Origin of the sequence: Amycolatopsis sp. NBRC 101858 (assembly GCF_030269325.1) — a bacterium.
In the GTDB taxonomy this organism is placed as follows: Bacteria; Actinomycetota; Actinomycetes; order Mycobacteriales; family Pseudonocardiaceae; genus Amycolatopsis; species Amycolatopsis ponsaeliensis.
This window is the reverse complement of sequence record NZ_BSTD01000009.1, coordinates 255,511-274,349: the sequence shown is the minus strand read 5'-3', so window position 1 is coordinate 274,349 and position 18,839 is coordinate 255,511. Positions and strand designations below refer to the sequence as shown.

The following is an 18,839-nucleotide window of genomic DNA, read 5'->3' as shown; positions in this document are numbered from 1 at the left end:
TCGCGACACCACAGCCGGGTCCGCGAGCCGGCCGGTCGCGGCGGCCGGCCGGTGAGCGCGGGTCGGTCGCGGCAGCCCGAAGGTCTTGAACGACTCATTCAAGACTTGCCACCGGCGCCGGGGCGCGGCCGAGGCCGGCCGCGGCCCGGGAACCCTTGGCATGAACGACTCTTTCACCTCGCCGGACGCCGTGACAGAGTCGTTCATGACGTCCGGCGGCCGTCAGTCCAGGGCCGCGAGCCACTCGGCCACCGCGGCGGCCGTGGTCGGGGCGTCCGTGTCGATCAGCGTGAAGTGGTGCCCCTGGGCGATCTTCACGTCGTCGGCGTGGGACCACGTCGTCTGCCAGTTGCGGGCGTCGGCGTCGAACGGCTCGCCCGCGCGGACCAGCAGCGACGGCGTCGAGATGCCCGCGATCGCGATGCTGGGCAACAGGTCCATGTAGCGGGCCATCGCCGTGAGCTTCGCGCGGTCGAAGGAGCCGTACTGGGATTCGTTCGCCAGCATGCCCTTCGCCAGGTCCGCCGCGCCGTCGCCGATCGCGTCGTCGCCGTTGATCACGTACGTGTCCAGGAGGACGATGCCCGCGGCCGGGGTCCCGGCGCGCTCCAGGCACTCCGCCACCGCGTGCACCAGGATGCCCGCCGAGGAGTAGCCCAGCAGCGCGAACGGCCGGTCGCCGGCGGACTTGCGCAGGCTCTCCGCCAGCACCTCGACGATCGCCTCCGGGGACGACGGCAGCGCCTCCCCCGGCAGGAACCCGGGCATCGGCACGGCGTGCAGCTCGCGGTCGTCGCCGAACCCGGCGGCCAGCTTCGCGTACTGGTAGACGCCGCCGGTCGCGACCGGCGTGCTGAAGCAGAACACCTGTGCCCCGGCCGTGCCTTCCTTGAGCCGCACCGGGGCCGGCAGGCCGTCGATGTCGGCGGACGAGGTGAACGCGGGACGCAGGTTCGCCACCGCAGCCAGCATGCTCAGCCCGTCCTCGACCCGCCCGGCCCGCACCGCGTCGGCGAACACGTCCGCCAGCGCGTCGGGTTCCCCGGCCGGTTCGGGAGCCGGCCCGGAACCGTCCAGTTCGGACAGCAGGTGGGCGGCCAGCCCCGCCGGGGTCTGGTGGTCGAAGACGACGGTCGGCGGCAGCCGCAGCCCGGTGTCCTCGTTGAGCCCGTTGCGCAGCTCGACGGCCGTCAGCGAGTCCAACCCGGACTCCAGGAAGTGCCGCTGCGGCTCGATCGCGCTGCCGCCGGAGTAGCCGAGCAGGCCCGCGGTCCGGTCCAGGACGAGGTCGAGCACGGCCCGTTCCCGCCGCAGCGGTTCGAGTCCGGCCAGGCGCTCCTGCAGCGACGGGCCGCCGGCCGACGCCGTCCGCCGCGTCTGCGGGACGAGCGCCCGGAACGCCGGCGGGACGTCGCCGGACTCCGAAGCGGTGTCCACCTTCATCGGCACCAGCAGCGCCTCCGGCCGGGCGGACGCCGCGTCGAACAGCGCCAGACCCTCCTCAGTGGACAGTGGGGACAGGCCGGTGCGCGTCATCCGCGCCCGGTCGGCCTCGGACAGGCCCGAAGTCGCCTCCCACAACCCCCACGCGAGGGACTGCGCGGGCAACCCCTGGGCACGCCGGTGCGCGGCCAGGCCGTCGAGGAAGCTGTTCGCGGCGGCGTAAGCGCCCTGGCCTGCGTTGCCCAGCAGCCCCGCGACGGACGAGAACAGCACGAACGCGCTCAGGTTCGACGTCAGCCGGTGCAGGTTGAGCGCGGCGTCGACCTTGGGCCGCAGGACCGCGGCCAGCCGGTCGGGGGTCAGCGACGGAAGGGTCGCGTCGTCCACGACCGCGGCCAGGTGCACCACCGCGGTCACCGGGTGCTCGGCGAGCACTTCCGCCAGCGCGTCGGCATCGGCGGCGTCGCAGGCGGCGACCGTGACGGAAGCGCCCAGCTCGGTCAGCTCCTCGACCTGGCCGGGTGCCGCGCCGCGGCGGCTGACGAGCAGCAGGTTCCGCACGCCGTGCTCGGTGACCAGGTGGCGCACCAGCTGGGAGCCGAGCGCGCCGGTGGCTCCGGTGACGAGCGTGGTGCCTTCGAACTTCGACGCGGGTTCCTCGGCCGACGGCGCGAGGCGCGTCAGCCGCCCGCCGTAGGCGACGCCGTTGCGGACGACGAGCTGCGGTTCCCCGGCGGCCGCGAGCCGCGGCAGCAGGGCCGCCGACCCGGCGTGGTCGTCGATGTCGGCGAGCACGAACCGGCCCGGGTTCTCGGACTGCGCGGAGCGGATCAGGCCCCACACCGCGGCACCGGCCAGGTCGGTGACGTCCTCGCCGTCGAGCGCGACCGCGCCGCGGGTGACCACCACCATGGTGGCCTGCGACCCGCTCAGCCGGTCCCGCACGCGGTCGAGCGCCCGGGTCAGCGTCTCGTGCACCGAGCCCGAAGTGGGCAGGTCGAGGACCTCGACGTCGGACACCCGGCCGGCGGGCACCGGAACCGGCTGCCACGCCCAGCCGTGCAGCGACTTGGGCGGGCGGACCACCGAGACGTCCGTCGCCCCGGCCCGCAGCACGAGTGAACCGACCGAAGCGACCGCGCGGCCCGTCTGGTCCGCCAGCTCGAGCGACACGGAGTCGGCGCCGAGCGGGACGACCCGCACCCGCAGCCGGGACGCCCCCGCCGCGTGCAGCTCGACTCCCGTCCACGCGAACGGCAACCCGCCCGCGACCGTGACGGTGTCGCAGAGGCCGATCGCGTGCAGCGCGGCGTCGAAGACGGCCGGGTGCAAGCCGAACCCGGCCACCCCGGCTTCGGCCGGGACGACCTCGGCGAACACCTCGCCGTCGCGGGTCCAGGCCGCGGACAGGCCCTGGAACGCGGGGCCGTAGCCGAGCCCGGCGGCGGCAAACCCTTCGTACAGCCCGTCCAGCGAAATCGGTTCGGCGCCCGCCGGCGGCCACGCGGTCAGGCCGGCGGGCTCCGCGCCGGACGTGGGCGCGAGGACGCCCGTGGCGTGCCGGATCCAGAGGTCGTCGGCCTGGGAGTACACCGAGACCGCGCGGTGGCCGGAAGCGTCCGGCTCGTCGACGACGACCTGCAGCCGGACCTTGCCCAGCTCGGGCAGCACCAGCGGCGCTTCGAGGGTCAGCTCGTCGAGCCGCGGGCAGCCCGCTTCGTCGCCGGCCCGCACGGCCAGCTCCACGAAACCCGCGCCGGGGAAGATGATCGTGCCGCCGACGGTGTGGTCGGCCAGCCACGGGTGCGTGTGCACCGAGATCTGCCCGGTCAGCACCACCTGCGTGGAGCCCGCCACCGCGAGCGAGGCGGAGACCAGCGGGTGCTCGGTCGCGTCGAGCCCGGTCGCGGTGAGGTCGCCGGTGGCGTGCAGGGCTTCCATGTCGACGTCCGGCCAGTACCGGCTGCGGTGGAAGGCGTACGGCGGCAGCGCGACGCGCTCGGCGCCGCGGAACAGCTTCGCGCCGGTCAGGCCGATGCCGTGGGCGAAGAACCGGCCGGCCGCCAGCTGCGCGCCCCGGACCTCCGCCTGTGTCTTGGTCCGCAGCGGGATCACGACGGCGTCGCGCGGGTCGCCGGCCAGGCAGCCCTGGGTCATCGCCGCGAGGGTGCCGTCGGTGCCGAGCTCGACGTACCGGCTGACGCCGGCGGCTTCGAGGGCGCGGACGCCGTCGAGGAACCGGACGGACTGCCGGCAGTTGGCCACCCAGTACTCCGGGTCGGCCCAGCGTTCCGGCTCAACCGCCGCGCCGTCCACTGTGGACACAACGGGGATCCGGGCGGGTTCGTAGGTCAGTTCTTCGGCGATCTCGCGCAGCTCGTCGAGGATCTCGTCGAGCAGTGGCGAGTGGATCGCCTGGCTGATCACCAGCCGCTTGGTCCGCCGGCCCTGCGCCGTGAAGTGCTCGGCGATCGCGAGGACGTCGGTCTCCGCGCCGGAGACCACCAGCGACGTCGGGCCGTTGATCGCCGCGATGTCGCAGGCGGCGGTGAGCAGCGGCGTCACCTCGTCCTCGGCGGCTTCGACCGCGACCACGGCGCCACCGGACAGCTCCTGCATGAGCTGGCCGCGGTGGGCGACGAGCTTCACCGCGTCCTTCAGCGCAAGCACCCCGGCGACGTGCGCCGCGGCGATTTCGCCGACGGAGTGGCCCAGCAGCACGTCCGGGCGCAGGCCCCACGACTCGACCAGGCGGTAGAGCGCGACCTGCATGGTGAACAGCGCGGCCTGGGTGAACGCGGTCCGGTCGAGCAGTTGCGCGTCGGCCGAGCCTTCCTCGGCGAACATGACCTGACGCAGCGAGCGGCCGAGGTGGCCGTCGAACAGCGCGCTGGTCTGCGTGAAGGCGTGCTCGAAGACGGGGAACGCCTCGCACAGCTCGCGGCCCATGCCGGGCCGCTGGGTGCCCTGGCCGGGGAACAGGAACGCCGTCCGGCCGCTTCGAGCGGTCCCCCGCACGACGGCCTGCGAGTCCTCACCCGCCGCCAGCGCGGTGAGCCCGGCGACGAGCTCGTCCCGATCGTCGCCGGCCACCGCGGCGCGGTAGGGCAGCACCGGCTCGCGCACGGCCAGGGAGAAGCCGACGTCCAGGGGATCCGGCTCCGGGTGCTCGGAAAGGTGGGTCAGCAGCGCGGCGGCCTGCAACGGCAGGGCTTCCGGCGTGCGCGCGGTCAGCAGCCACGGCGGGAGCACCGCCGGTCGCTCCCCCGCGGCACGCACCGGCTCGACCGCTTCGGCCGGCGGCGCCTGCTCCAGGATCACGTGCGCGTTGGTGCCGCTGTAGCCGAAGGCCGACACGCCGGCGCGGCGCGGGTGTCCCCGGTCGGGCCACGGGATCGTCTCGGCGAGCAGCCGCACGGCGCCCGCGGACCAGTCGACGTGCGGCGACGGGTCGTCGCCGTGGCGGGTCATCGGCAGCTCGCCGTGGCGCATCGCGAGGATCATCTTGATCACCCCGGCGACGCCGGCCGCGGCCTGCGCGTGCCCGATGTTCGACTTGACCGACCCCAGCCACAGCGGCTCGTCGTCGGAGCGGTCCCGGCCGTAGGTGGCGAGCAGGGCGTTCGCTTCGATCGGGTCGCCCAGCGTGGTGCCGGTGCCGTGGCCCTCGACGGCGTCCACTTCGGACGTCTTCAGGCCGGCGATCTTCAGCGCGCGCTTGATCACGCGCTCCTGCGACGGGCCGTTCGGGGCGGTGAGGCCGTTGGACGCGCCGTCGGAGTTGACCGCGCTCGAGCGGACCACGGCGAGGACCTCGTGCCCGTTGCGGCGGGCGTCGGACAGGCGCTCGACCACGAGCAGGCCGACGCCTTCCGCCCAGCCGACGCCGTCGGCCGCGGCCGAGTAGGCCTTCGTCCGGCCGTCGGACGCGGTGCCGCTGTTGTCGAAGTGCACGAACGGTTCCGGCGAGACCAGCGCGGCCACGCCGCCGGCCAGGGCCAGCGAGCAGTCCCCCTGGCGCAGTGCCTGGACGGCCAGGTGCAGCGCCACCAGCGACGACGAGCAGGCGGTGTCGATCGAGACCGCGGGGCCTTCCAGCCCGTAGGTGTAGGCGACGCGGCCGGACACGACGCTGCCGAGCGCGCCGGAGCCGCGGAACAGGCCGTTGTGCTCGACCGTGCCGAGCGGGCCCGGGTCGTAGTCGGACTGCATCACGCCGGCGAACACGCCGGTGTCGGTGCCCTTGAGCGACAACGGGTCGATGCCCGCGGACTCGCAGGCCTCCCAGCACGCTTCGAGGAGCATCCGCTGCTGGGGGTCCATCATCACGGCTTCGTTCGGGCTGATGCCGAAGAAGCCGGCGTCGAAGTCGGTGGCGCCGGTGACGAACCCGCCGTTGGGCTCCTTGCCCGCGGCCGAGGCCATGCCGAGCCAGTAGTCGAGGTCCCACGAACGGTCCTCGGGGAACCGCGAAGTGCCGTCGCGGCCGGCCGCGACGAGCTCCCACAGCTCGTCCGGGGTGGTGACGCCGCCGGGGAAGCGGCAGGCCATGCCGACGATCGCGATCGGCTCGTCGGTGCTCGCGGTGACTTCTTCGGTCTCGCTCGCGTCGCCGAGTTCGCCCAGCAGCGATTCGTGCAGGTGCGCCGCGAGGTCGCCGGCGGTCGGGTAGTCGAAGACGAGCGTGGCGGTCAGGGTCAGGCCGGTGGCCTCGTTGAGCGCGTTGCGCAGCTCGACCGCGGTCAGCGAGTCGAAGCCGAGGTCCTTGAACGCGCGGTCGGCGTCGACCAGGTCGGCCGAGCCGTGACCGAGCACGGCGGCCGAGTGCTGGACCACCAGGTCCAGGAGGTGGTCGCGGCGCTTCTCCGCGGGCAGCCGGATCAGCTTGCCCAGCAACGAGTCCGCGCCCGCCTCGCGGCCGGACACCGTCCGCCGCGACGCCGGGACGAGGCCGCGCAGCAGGTCGGGAAGCCCGCCACCGGCCTCGCGCAAGGCGGGCAGGTCGAGCTTGATCGGGACGTACAGGTCGCCCGCCGCACCGATCGCGGCGTCGAACAGGGCCAGGCCCTCGTCCACGCCGAAGGCGCCGAGGCCGCGCTTGCCGTGGGTTTCGCCGGCCATGCCGGCCGCCGACTCCCACATGCCCCAGGCCAGCGAGTGCCCCGGCTTGCCTTCGGCGCGACGCACCGCGGTGAGCGCGTCCAGGAAGGCGTTGGCGGCGGCGTAGTTGGCCTGGCCCGGCGCGCCCAGCACGCCGGCGGCCGAGGAGAACGTGACGAACGCGGTGAGGTCACCGGCCAGTTCGTGCAGGTGCCAGGCGGCGAGGGCCTTCGGGTCGAAGACGCCGTCGACGCGCTCGGGGGTCATCGACGCGAGGACGCCGTCGTCGAGCACACCGGCCGCGTGGACGACCGAGTTCACCGGGTACTTCTTCAGCAGAGCACGGACCTTCGTGCGGTTCGCGAGGTCGGCGGCCACGACGGTCGCCTCGGCGCCCAGCTCCGCCAGCTCGGCGACGAGTTCCGCCGCGCCCTCGGCTTCCGGGCCACGACGGCTCACGAGCACGAGGTCCTTGACTCCGTGCTGCCGCACGAGGTGCTTCGCGACGAGCTTGCCCAGCGCACCGGTGCCCCCGCTGAGCAGCACCGTGCCCCACTCGGGCGTCTCACCGGCGTCGGGCACCGCGCGGGCCAGCCGCGGCACGGTCACCTGGTCACCGTCGACGCGGACGAACGTCTCGTCGGCGACGGCGATCGCGGCGAGCTGCTCCGCCGTCGCGGTGCCTTCGACCAGCACGATCCGGCCCGGGTTCTCGACCTGCGCCGAGCGGACGAGCCCGGCGACGGCGGCCCCGGCCAGGTCGGCCGGGGTGACGACGATCAGGCGTCCCTCGGCTTCCTGCACCGCGAACAGTGCACTGTGGACTGCCTTCTTCGCGGCGGCCGCGTTCGTGCCGGGCTTCACCTCGTACACCGTGAAGTCCGTTTCGGACGCGTCCGGCAGCGTCGTGGGCACCCAGTCGACGCGGTAGAGCGAGTCGGTGCCGGGCGCGACGCGGGCCGCGGCGAGCTGTTCCTCGCTGATCCGGCGCAACCGCAGCGTGCCGACGCGGGCGACCGGCGCCCCGGTGGAGTCGGCCAGCCGCAGCTCGACCGTCTGCTCGCCGGTGGGCCGGACGTGCACTCGCAGCGCGGCCGCGCCCGCGGCCAGCAGTTCGACGTCGGACCAGGAGTACGGCAGCGTCGTGCCCTCCCCCGCGGCGCTGCTCAGGCCGACGGCGTGGAGGGACGCGTCGAAGACCGCGGGGTGCAGGCCGAACGCTTCGGCGCCGAGCCGGTCCTGCTCGGGCAGGGCGACTTCGGCGAAGATGTCGTCACCGGACCGCCAGGCCGCGCGCAGGCCCTGGAAGACCGGGCCGTAGTGCATGCCGGCCTCGGCCAGCAGCTCGTACATGCCGTCGAGGTCGACGACCTCGGCGCCGGCGGGCGGCCACGCGCTCAGGTCGAACGTGGCGGCGGCCGTGGCGGGCGCGAGCGTGCCGTCGGCGTGCCGGGTCCAGCCGGCGGCCGCGGCGAGGTCGTCCGGTCGCGAGTGGACACTGATCGGGCGGGAGCCGTCGGCGGCGGGCTTGCCGATCCGCACCTGGATCCGCGCGGCGCCCTTGGCGGGCAGCACCAGCGGCGCGTGCAGGGTCAGGTCGCGGACGCGGCCGCAGCCGGCCTCGTCGCCCGCGCGGACGGCGAGTTCGACGAAAGCCGTACCGGGCAACAGGATCGCGCCGCCGACGACGTGGTCGGTGAGCCACGGGTGGGTGGCGGCGGAGATCCGGCCGGACAGCAGCACGCCGTCGGCGTCGGCCAGCAGGGTGGCCGCGCCGAGCAGCGGGTGGTCGACCGGGTCGAGGCCGATCGAGGAGACGTCGCCGGACTCGTTCGACACCTCCAGCCAGTACCGCTGGTGCTGGAAGGCGTAGGTCGGCAGGTCCGCGCGGCCCGCGCCGCGGGCGGCGAAGTGCGCGGCCCAGCCCGGCACGACACCGCGGACGTGCAGGGTGGCGAGCGCGGTGGCGATGGCGACGTCTTCCGGGACGTCCCGGCGTTGCGCCGCGACGGCGACCGCGGTGTCGGCGGACTGCGGGACGGCGGCGGTCAGCGGCGCGTCCGGGCCCAGCTCCAGGAACCGGTTGACGCCCTCGGCGGCCAGCGCGCGCACGGCGTCGGCGAACCGGACCGGCTGCCGGACGTTGGTCACCCAGTACTCGGGATCGGTCAGCTCGGCGGAGACCTCGGCGCCGGTGACGCTCGAGACGACGGTCAGCTCGGGCTGCGCGTAGGTGAGACTCTTCGCCACGGCACGGAACTCGGCGAGCATCGGGTCCATCAGCCGCGAGTGGAACGCGTGCGAGACCTTCAGCCGCGTCGTCCGGCGGCCGGCGTCGACGAACTTGTCGCCGATCGCGATCACCGCGTCTTCGTCGCCGGAGATGACGACGGAGCGCGGGCCGTTGACGGCGGCGACGTCGACTGTCCCTTGTGGATCGTAGGCGGCCACCTCGTCCGGAGTGCCTTCGACGGCGACCATCGCACCGCCGGCCGGCAGCGCCTGCATCAGGCGGCCGCGGGCGGCGACCAGCTTCGCGGCGTCGGCGAGGGAAAGCACACCGGCGCAGTGCGCGGCCGCGAGTTCGCCGATGGAGTGGCCGCAGACGGCGTCCGGGACCAGGCCCCACGACTCGACCAGCCGGAACAACGCGACCTCGAAGGCGAACAGGGCCGCCTGGGTGTTCCCGGTCTGCGACAGCGCGTCCGCGTCGGTGTCGATCACTTCGCGGATCGGCCGGTCGAGGTGCTGGTCCAGTTCGGCGCAGGTCTCGGCGTACGCCTGGGCGAACGCCGGGTACTTCGCCAGCTCGCGGCCCATGCCGGGCCGCTGGGAACCCTGGCCGGAGAACAGGAACGCGGTGTTCGTTTCGCCGCGGGCGACACCGGTCAGCGCGCCGGGCTCGCCGTCGGCGAACGCGCGCAGCGCGGCGATCAGCTCGTCGCGGCCGCTCGCCACGACGGCGGCGCGGTGGTCGAGGTGCGTGCGCCCGGCGGCCAGCGTCGCGGCGACGTCGAGCGGCAGCGCGGGGTTCCCGTCGAGGTCCGCGAGCAGCCGCGTGGCCTGCGCCCGCAGCGCCTGCGGCGTCCGGCCGGACAGCACGAACGGGATCGCGGCGTCGTCGCGCGGGGTCTCCTCGGTTTCCTCGGGGTCCGGGGCTTCTTCGAGGATGACGTGGGCGTTGGTGCCACTCAGGCCGAAGCACGAGACGGCGCCGCGGCGCGGGTGCCCGTTACGCTCCCAGGTGCGCCGCTCGGTGAGCAGCTCGACCTGCCCGGCACTCCAGTCGACCTGCGTCGTCGGCTTGTCGACGTGCAGGGTCTGCGGCAGCACCTCGTTGTTCAGGGCCAGCACGATCTTCAGCACGCCGGCGACGCCGGACGCGGCCTGCGTGTGGCCGAGGTTGGACTTGACGGAACCCAGCCACAGCGGCGAAGTGCGCTCCTGGCCGTAGGTGGCGAGCAGCGCGCCGGCTTCGATCGGGTCGCCGAGCTTGGTCGCGGTGCCGTGCGCCTCGACGACGTCGACCTCGTCCGGGCTGACGCGGGCGTTCGCGAGCGCCTGGCGGATCACGCGCTGCTGGGCGGGACCGTTGGGCGCGGTCATGCCGTTGGACGCGCCGTCCTGGTTGATCGCGGTGCCGCGCACGATCGCGAGCACCGGGTGGCCGTTGCGGCGGGCGTCGGACAGCTTCTCCACCAGCAGCATCCCGCAGCCCTCGGACCAGCCGGTGCCGTCGGCGGAGTCGGCGAAGGCGCGGCAGCGGGCACTGCGGGCGAGCGTGCCGTCGAGGCTGAACTCGACGAAGGTGCGCGGCGTCGACATCACCGAAACACCGCCCGCGAGCGCGAGCGAGCATTCGCCGGAACGCAGGGCCTGCACGGCCATGTGCAGCGCGACGAGCGAAGACGAGCACGCCGTGTCGATGGTGACGGCGGGCCCTTCGAGGCCGAAGGTGTAGGCGAGCCGGCCGGAGATGACGCCGGAAGAGCCGTAGCTGCCCTGGTAGTTGTGGTACATCGTGCCGGCGAAGACGCCGGTGGCGCTGCCCTTCACCGAATGCGGGGCGATGCCCGCGCGTTCGAAGGCCTCCCAGGAAGTTTCCAGCAGGAGCCGTTGCTGCGGGTCCATGAGCAGGGCTTCGCGCGGGCTGATGCCGAAGAGGTCGGCGTCGAACTCCAGCGCGTCGTGGAGGAAACCGCCCTCCCGCACGTAGCTCGAGCCCGGGCGCTCCCCGGACGGGTCGTAGAGCCGGTCCAGGTCCCAGCCGCGGTTCTCGGGGAACTCGCCGATCGCGTCGACGCCGCCGTCCAGCAGCCGCCAGAGCTCTTCCGGGGTCGTGGCGCCACCCGGGAACCGGCAGGCCATGCCGATGATCGCGATCGGTTCCCGCGCGGCTTCGGTCAGCCGCCGGTTCTTCTCGCGCAGCCGTTCGCTCTCCTTGAGGGAGGCACGGAGCGCACCGACCAGCTTGTCTTCGGAGTTGCCCACGAGTCCTCTTTCCTTCCACGTCGCCTGCGCTGGAAAGGGGGATCGCGCACCCCCACAGCAATGCGATCGACGATACGAGCGCGCCGCGGGCGCACCCACCCCTAATGGCCCCGGACAACGCGGGAACCGCGCCCCTAGCCGCCGTCCCGCGCCCCCGCCAAGGTCCGCTTTAGACGGTCTTTAGGGGTTGTCGGTCGCGACCGGCGGATGTCAGATTTCGTGAAAGAAACTTCCGTTGCCCGTGATGCCGTGCGACGGCACTTCCATCAGCACGAAGACTGGGGATCCGGTATGCACAGGAAAATTGGCAAGCTGCTGGTCGTGGGAGCACACGGCGACGACGAAACGCTCGGCGCGGGCGGCACCATCGCCCGGCTCGCCGACGAGGGTGTGACGATCTCGCTCTGCATCCTCACCAACGACGACGGCTCGCGGTCCTCGAACGGCGCCGGGGTCGTCAACCGCACCGCCGCGATCGAGCTGGCCGCGAAGACGCTCGGCATCGAACGCGTGCGCATCCACGAGTTCGGGGACAACCGCCTCGACACCGTCAGCCACCTCGAGCTCAACCGGGTGGTGGAGCACGAGGTCCGGGACTTCGAGCCCGACACCATCCTCACCACGAGCATGTGCGACCTGAGCACCGACCACGCCCTCGTCAGCCGCGCCGCCCGGGTCGCCGGCCGGCCGGGCAAGGGAAGCGTGCAGGAGGTACGGACCTTCGAGATCCGGTCCGCCACCGACGTCGGCGAGGCGTCGGGGCTGCCGGTCACCTTCCGCCCCAACTGCTGGCAGCGCCTCGAGGAGACGCACGTCGAGCGCAAGATCGAAGCGCTGCGCGCGTACGGCAAGGAACTCGAGCCCTGGCCCCACCCGCGCAGCGAGCGGGGCGTGCGCGCCCTCGCCGAATACCGCGGCTCGCAGATCTCCACCGAACTCGCCGAAGCCTTCGAAATCGTCCGGGTCGTGCACTGACCCTTCCACCGTGCAAGAGACGGGTGAACCGCAATGACGAGTACTGTCGCTGAACACGAAATCCTGGCCGAACTGAACGAGCTGACCTCCGTCGCCGTCATCGGAATGGGGTACGTCGGCCTGCCGACCGCCCTCGGCCTGCACGAGAGCGGGGTCGGCATCATCGGCATCGACCTCTCGCAGAACCGCCTCGACGCGATCCGCTCCGGCGAGGTCGACCTGATCGAGGCCGACCACCGCCGGCTGGAGAAAGCCGTGCACCAGGAGGACTTCCAGCTCACCGCCGACCTGGCGCGGATGACCGAGGCCGACGCGGTCCTGGTGTGCGTGCCGACCGGGCTGGACGAGTACCTGATGCCCGACCTCGGCCCGCTCGAGAGCGCCTGCACGGCGCTGATCGCGCACGCCCGGGTCGGCCAGACGCTGATCCTCACCTCCACCAGCTACGTCGGCACCGCCGGGCGGCTGCTGGTGAAGCCGCTGGTCGCCAAGGGGTTCAAGGTCGGCCGCGACATCTTCGTCGCGTCCAGCCCCGAGCGCATCGACCCCGGCAACGTCACGCACACGCAACAGGAGACCCCGCGTGTCCTGGGCGGCGTGACGCCGGCGTGCACCGCGATGGCGCAGCGCGTGATCAACCTGCTGACCCCGGCGGTGCACTGCGTCAGCTCGGCCGAGGTCGCCGAGCTCACGAAGCTGTACGAGAACACCTTCCGCGCGGTGAACATCGCGCTGGCCAACGAGTTCGCGGAGATCAGCGACGGCTTCTCGATCGACCCGATCGAGGTGATCGACGCGGCGGCGAGCAAGCCCTACGGCTTCATGGCCTTCCACCCCGGCCCGGGTGTCGGCGGGCACTGCATCCCCTGCGACCCGCACTACCTGCTCTGGCAGCTGCGCGCGACGCAGCACAACGCACCGCTCGTCACGCAGGCCATGCACGCCATCGCCGAACGGCCCAAGCAGGTCGTCGACCGCATCGCCAACACGTTGTCCCGCAACGGGAAGGGCCTGGCGGGCACGCGCGTGCTGGTGGTCGGCGTGACGTACAAGCCCGGCGTCCAGGACGTCCGGTCGTCGTCCGCGTTGGACATCATCGACCTGCTGGCGGCGAAGGGCGCGAAGGTCGGTTACCACGACCCGCTCGTGTCGACCATCCGCGTCACCGGCGGCCAGCTCGACAGCGTCGTCGAGCCGGACGGCGACGACTGGGACGTCGCGCTGATCCACACCGTCCAGCCCGGCCACGGGTACGACTGGCTCGGGCAGTGCCCGCTCGTCATCGATGCCACCTACCGCTTCGACCCCGCGCTCTTCGCGAACTGAGAGGACTTCCGACGTGCGTTACCTCATCACCGGCGGCGCCGGCTTCATCGGCTCCCACCTGACCGAGCACCTCCTGGAGCACGGCCACGAGGTCGTCGCGCTCGACAACCTCAGCACCGGCACGCTCGACAACCTCGCCGGCGTCCGGGACAACCCGGCGTTCCGGTTCGTCCGCGGCTCGGTGACCGACCCCTCGGCGGTCGAGGCCTGCATGGCCGGCATCGACGCGATCTTCCACCTCGCGGCCGCGGTCGGCGTCTTCACGATCCTCGACAAGACGATGGAAAGCCTGCGCACCAACCTGCACGGCACGGAGACCATGCTGGACGCGGCGCTGCAGCACGACGTGCCGATCCTGGTCGCGTCGACGAGCGAGATCTACGGCAAGAACACCGCCGACGGCCTCACCGAGGACGCCGACCGGATCATCGGCTCGCCGCTGAAGAACCGCTGGTCGTACGCGGAGGCCAAGGCGCTGGACGAGACGTTCGCGTACCTGTACGCGGTCGAGCACGGCCTGCGCACGGTGATCGTCCGCCCGTTCAACACGGTCGGCCCGCGCCAGACCGGGCGTTACGGCATGGTCATCCCGCGGTTCGTCAAGCAGGCCCTGGCGGGCGAGCCGATCACGGTGTTCGGCGACGGCCAGCAGACGCGGTGCTTCTGCCACGTCCACGACGTCGTCCCGGCGCTGGTGGCGCTGCTGGCCGACGAAACGGCGTACAGCAAGGTGTTCAACCTCGGCAGCACCGAGCAGACGACGATCGCCCAGCTGGCCGAGCGCGTGATCTCGGCGACGGGCTCGGCGAGCACGATCGCGAAGGTGCCGTACGAGGAGGCGTACGGCGACGGGTACGAGGACATGCAGCGCCGCATCCCGGACTGCACGAAGGCGAAGGGGCAGATCGGCTTCTCGCCGACCCGGACGCTGGACGACATCATCGCCGCGGTGGTCGCCGACCAGCGCGGTTCCTGAGCCGCTCCCGCGGTACCGAAGGGGCCTTTCCTCGCGTGGTGCGGGGAAAGGCCCCTTCATCGCGGTGCGGGGTTCTTCGGTGGCGGGCCGAGCTTGCGGTAGACCGCCTCGAGGAGACCGCCTGCTTCCGACGCCGGGATGCCCAGCGCCTCCGCGATGGCTTCGAGCTCCGTCGCGTCCGCGGCCAGCTCGGCCACGCGCAGCTCCACCTCGCTCAACAGCACCTTCACTGCGCACCCTCGGCGTCGGCGAACTCGCCCGCCAGCGCAGCCCGGCCGGCGACGCCCAGTTTGCGGTACACCCGGGTCAGGTGCTGCTCCACCGTGCTCACCGTGATGTACAGCGTCTCCGCGATCTGCCGGTTCGTCCGGCCCTCCACCGCCAGCTCGGCCACCCTCAGCTCCGCCTCGCTCAGCACGGACGCCGACGACGACGCCACCGGCTCCGGGCGCGCGACCGGGCGGGGCACCGCCGGCCGGGACCGGCCCTGCCGCGGCACGTGCACCGCCTTCACCAGGCTGCCGGCGCGTTCCGCGCGCTGGCTCAGGTGGTTGATCGTGCGCATCGTCTTGGCCAGCTCCAGCCGGTCGCCGGACGCCTTGAACGCCTCCGCCGCCCGGTTCAGCAGCCCCGGGCGGGCCGCCGCGTCACCGGCCAGCGCGAGCACCCGCAGCGCCGACCCGCGCGAGTACGCGTCGGCCGGCCCCGCCAGGGACTGCCGGGCCAGCTCGACCGCCATGGCCGTGTTGCCCAGCCCGAGGTTCGCCTCCGCGAGGTCGGCCTGCCACGGCAGGACCGCCGGGAGCTCCAGGTCCTGCTCGTGCAGGATCCGCCGGCACTGCTGCAGGTCGCTCACGGCCGCGAGACCGCGGTTGGTCGCCAGGTGGAAGTGCCCGCGCGCCCGCAGGTAGCGGACGCCGCCCAGGGTCGCCCACACCGCGTCCGGCAGCGGGTGCCGCAGCACCGCCGCCGCGTCCTTGAACGCCCCGGCCGCGGTGTGCGCGATCAGCAGCGTGGCCAGCGGGTAGCTGATCGCGACGCCCCAGTTCGGCGCGTCCAGCATGCCCAGTGCCCGCGTGCCCAGGTCCACGGCACCGGGGACGTCGCCCCGGCGCAGCCGCAGGCTCGCGCCGATCGCGTCGAGCATCGCCTTCCACGTGATGGCGCCGCGGTATTCGGCTTCCTCGCTGAGCGACGTGCACCAGCCTTCCGCGCGGTCGGCCTTGTCGTCGTGGGCCAGCGCGAGGATCGCGGTCGCCAGCGCCTCCAGCGAAGTGTCCGAAAGCCGGCAGTTCTGCAGGATCCGTTCCGCGCACGCCGAAGTCGTCTCGGTACCCCCGGTGCGCCACATCGCGGCCAGCGAGTTCGCCGTGTGCAGCCAGGGATCGCCCGGGTCGGCTGTCGTCGTCGTAACGCCGTAGTGCCAGTAGCCGGCGAGGATGAGCTCCGCCGACGTGCGCGGGTCGAGCGGTTCGACGTCGTTCTCGAGCGCGGCGAACGCGCGCTCGAAGGTGTCGCGGTCGCCCAGCCACAGCGACTGCCGCGCGAGGCCGAGCCGGTCGGAGGCGTCCAGCGAGCCCGCCTCGCGCAACGATCTCAGGTGCGGCGCGGCGGCGGCCGGGTTGACGCGCCAGGTGATCTTGGCGAGCAGCTGGGAGATCGTCTGCTGCTCCCATCGCGCCTTCGCGACCGACGCGGCGAGCTTCAGGCAGCGGGTGGCGAAGTCGATGTCGTCGCCGAGCATCACCTGCTCCGCCGCCGCGACCAGCACCGGCAGCGCCCACTCGGCCTCCGCCTCGCCGGCGGCGACCAGGTGCCGGGCGACTTCGGCGGGACTGAGCCCGCGGGCGTGCTTGACCTCGGCGGCCCGGACGTGCAGGCGGACCTTCTCCGGCCCGCGCAGCCCGCACACCACCGCGGCGGCGGCCGGCGGCCGGAACCGGAAGCCCGCGACCAGGCCCGCGTCGGCGAGCCGCCCGGTGGACGCCTCGGCCTCCAGGGGGTCGACCCCGGCGACGATGGCGACGGCCTCGGTGGTGACGTCGCTGTCCAGCACGGCGATCGCGGTCGCCACCTCGCGCAGTGGCGAGCCGTAGCGGTGCAGCAGCCGCTGCACGGCTTCGGAGTAGGCCGAGCCGGTGTCCGCGCTGCCGCGGTGGGCGTCGACCAGCGCCCGGACCAGCAGCGGGTTCCCGGCGCTCAGCTCGTGGATCCGTTCGGGCAGCCCGTCGCCCTCCACCAGCTCGGCGATGGCCTGCACCGACAGCGGCGTCAGCTCGACGTGCCGGTGCGGCAGCGAGGTGAACGGCGAATCGGCGTACGAGCCGTCGGCGTGGTTCAGGACCAGCAGCAGCGCCGCTGAAGGCGCCCGCCGCTGCAGGCGCAGCAGGAGCCGCGCCGAGGTCTCGTCGACGTGGTGGAGGTCGTCGACGGCCACCAGCACCGGGCGTTCCCGGGCCAGCCGGTGGATCGCGCTGCACAGCTCGGCGATCCGCTCGTCGACGTCACGCTCGTCGGCCGCGCTCCCGGTCAGGGACGGCGGCAGCAGCGGGCTCGCCAGCAGCTGGTCGATCACGCCGCCGTCGACGTCACGCTCGTCGGCGGCGCCGGCCGCGGTGAGCGTGACGATCCCCAGTTCCTTGGCCCGCACCACCACCTGGTGCTGCAGGTGTGTCTTCCCGCTGGCCGGTCCCCCACCGACCAGCACCGTCTCTCCCACGCCGGCGTCGCATTCGATCAACAGGTCCTCGAGAAAAGCCAAGGCCCCCTGCGGATTTTCGCGGCGGTTCTGCCCCCAGATCGCGCCCATCGCAAGCTCCTCGAAGCAGGCGGTTGTCTTCCTGCCCCTACGACGTTCGCAGCAGGCGCCTAAGCAGGGCCAACCGCGATCTAAAGTCACCCAACGGAGTGAATCCGACACAGTTTCGGTAGGGGTTGCCAGTGCGGGGAAAGCCCCGAACACTTCGGAAACTGTGACTGCCCTGAACGAACGAACGAGCCGGTGGATCCGGCGCTTCCACGTGGCCGACGACGCCGCCGTGCGGCTCGTCTGCCTGCCGCACGCGGGCGGGTCCGCGACGGCTTACTTCCCGTTCTCGCGCGCGGCCACCGCCGCCGGGCTCGACGCCGACGTCGTCGCCGTCCAGTACCCCGGCCGCCAGGACCGGCTGGGCGAACGCTGCTACGACGACGTCGACGCCATGGCCGACGCGATCGCCGACGACCTCGGCCCGTGGTTCGACCGGCCGGTGGCGCTCTTCGGCCACAGCATGGGCGCGACGCTCGGCTATGAGGTCGCCCGCCGGCTCGAAGCGCGGGGCGCGGCGCCGCTGGGGCTGTTCGCGTCCGCCTGCCGGGCGCCGTCCGCCCAGCGGATCGAGTACGTCCACCAGCGCGACGACGACGGCCTGATCGCGGCGCTCAAGGAGCTCAGCGGCACCGACAGCGCGGTGCTGGGCGACGACGAGCTGCTGCGCATGGTGCTGCCCGCGATCCGCGGCGACTACACGGCGGTCGAGACGTACCGCCACCGCCCGGGAACCGAGCTGGCATGCCCGATCCACGTCCTGGTGGGCGACGACGACCCGGTGACGGAGATCGCCGAGGCGGACGCCTGGCGCGCCCACACGACCGGCGAGTGCGTCGTGGAGGTGTTCCCCGGTGGGCACTTCTACCTGAACGCGCAGCTGGAAGGCGTGCTGGCCAGTGTCAAGGCCCGGCTGGGTGACTGGAGCCCCTAGGGGGTGGGGTGGGGAAACCCCAGGCGGAGTTCAGGTGCCGACCCCATGGTTCGGCGGGCCCCGGTCCGCGAAACTGGGTACATCGAAGAAAACGACCTGCCCCCGGAGGTAGTCATGATGGCGATCCAGACCGTTCCCGGCGTCACCCAGCGGATGCTCCCCAACGGCCACCTCCGGCTGAGCTGCCGCAACACGAGCCGCCAGGTCGAGTGCGAGCCGGTGGCGGCGGCGATGTGGATCGCGCTGAAGCAGCACAACGGCGACGTGGACCGGGCGAGCGCGGTCCTGGCGGCCCTGTGGGAGACGGACGTCGAGGACACCCGCTACGACATGATCCTGCTGGCGGGCTCGCTGTGTTCCCTGGGGCTGCTGGCCGAGGTGTGAGCCCCCCGCGGCGGACGCCTGGGGGCGTTCGTCCGGGGGTTGGTTTCGGCTCGCGTCGAGCGCCCGGAGTGGCGATCCGCGAGCCTGCTGTCTTCGTTTCCCGCGCACTCGCGTGGTGCGCCCCTCTCTCGCGTTGACCGCCCCACTGTGCGGCGGTCCGCGAGCCCGCTGCCCTTCGTTTCCCCGCGCAGTCGCGCGGTGCACTCTGACTCGCGCTGAACGCCCCACCGCGCGCCGATCCGCGGACCCGGCCGACGAAGGATCGTGAATGAGTCGTTCACGACATGCGGCAGCGCGATCGCCCCTCGGGCCGCGCATTCTCGGGCTCGCGTCGAGCGCCCTTGAGCGGCGATCCGCGGGCCCGCTGCCCTTCGTTTCCCGCGCAGTCGCGCGGTGCACTCTGA

General features: G+C 72.9%; 7 protein-coding genes and 1 pseudogene. 5 read left to right on the top strand and 3 right to left on the bottom strand.

What is annotated here, in order from left to right:
* Positions 1–222: 222 nt before the first annotated feature.
* A pseudogene (locus QSK39_RS51635) lies at positions 223–11,028 on the bottom strand (SDR family NAD(P)-dependent oxidoreductase); the annotation flags it as partial.
* A 297-nt stretch (positions 11,029–11,325) separates the two neighbouring features.
* On the opposite strand from QSK39_RS51635, the gene QSK39_RS51630 reads away from it, so the two are divergent.
* Genes QSK39_RS51630 through QSK39_RS51620 form a run of 3 tightly spaced genes read left to right on the top strand, consistent with a single transcriptional unit; the run spans position 11,326 to position 14,311 of the window.
* Complete coding sequence (locus QSK39_RS51630; protein ID WP_285485198.1) at positions 11,326–12,009, top strand: PIG-L deacetylase family protein; 684 nt, start codon at positions 11,326–11,328, stop codon at positions 12,007–12,009.
* 33 nt (positions 12,010–12,042) lie between these two features.
* Positions 12,043–13,335 carry a nucleotide sugar dehydrogenase gene (locus tag QSK39_RS51625; RefSeq protein ID WP_285485197.1) on the top strand — a complete coding sequence of 431 codons (1,293 nt, stop codon included), beginning with the start codon at positions 12,043–12,045 and terminating at the stop codon, positions 13,333–13,335.
* A gap of 13 nt (positions 13,336–13,348) precedes the next feature.
* Positions 13,349–14,311 carry an NAD-dependent epimerase/dehydratase family protein gene (locus QSK39_RS51620; protein ID WP_285485196.1) on the top strand — a complete coding sequence of 321 codons (963 nt, stop codon included), beginning with the start codon at positions 13,349–13,351 and terminating at the stop codon, positions 14,309–14,311.
* Positions 14,312–14,367: 56 nt separating this feature from the next.
* On the opposite strand, the gene QSK39_RS51615 is transcribed toward QSK39_RS51620, so the two are convergent.
* Entirely contained in the window at positions 14,368–14,541 is a 174-nt protein-coding gene (locus QSK39_RS51615; protein ID WP_285485195.1) for a hypothetical protein, read from the bottom strand.
* Positions 14,538–17,120 carry a helix-turn-helix transcriptional regulator gene (locus QSK39_RS51610; RefSeq protein ID WP_285485194.1) on the bottom strand — a complete coding sequence of 861 codons (2,583 nt, stop codon included), beginning with the start codon at positions 17,118–17,120 and terminating at the stop codon, positions 14,538–14,540. The genes QSK39_RS51615 and QSK39_RS51610 overlap by 4 nt, the downstream gene beginning before the upstream one ends.
* A gap of 163 nt (positions 17,121–17,283) precedes the next feature.
* Between QSK39_RS51610 and QSK39_RS51605 the strand changes: the two genes are divergently transcribed.
* Positions 17,284–18,051, top strand: coding sequence for a thioesterase II family protein (locus QSK39_RS51605; RefSeq protein ID WP_353051131.1), 768 nt, complete (start codon positions 17,284–17,286; stop codon positions 18,049–18,051).
* A gap of 117 nt (positions 18,052–18,168) precedes the next feature.
* Positions 18,169–18,435 (top strand): hypothetical protein, encoded by a 267-nt coding sequence (locus QSK39_RS51600; RefSeq protein ID WP_285485193.1) that lies wholly within the window; start codon positions 18,169–18,171, stop codon positions 18,433–18,435.
* Positions 18,436–18,839 lie beyond the last annotated feature (404 nt).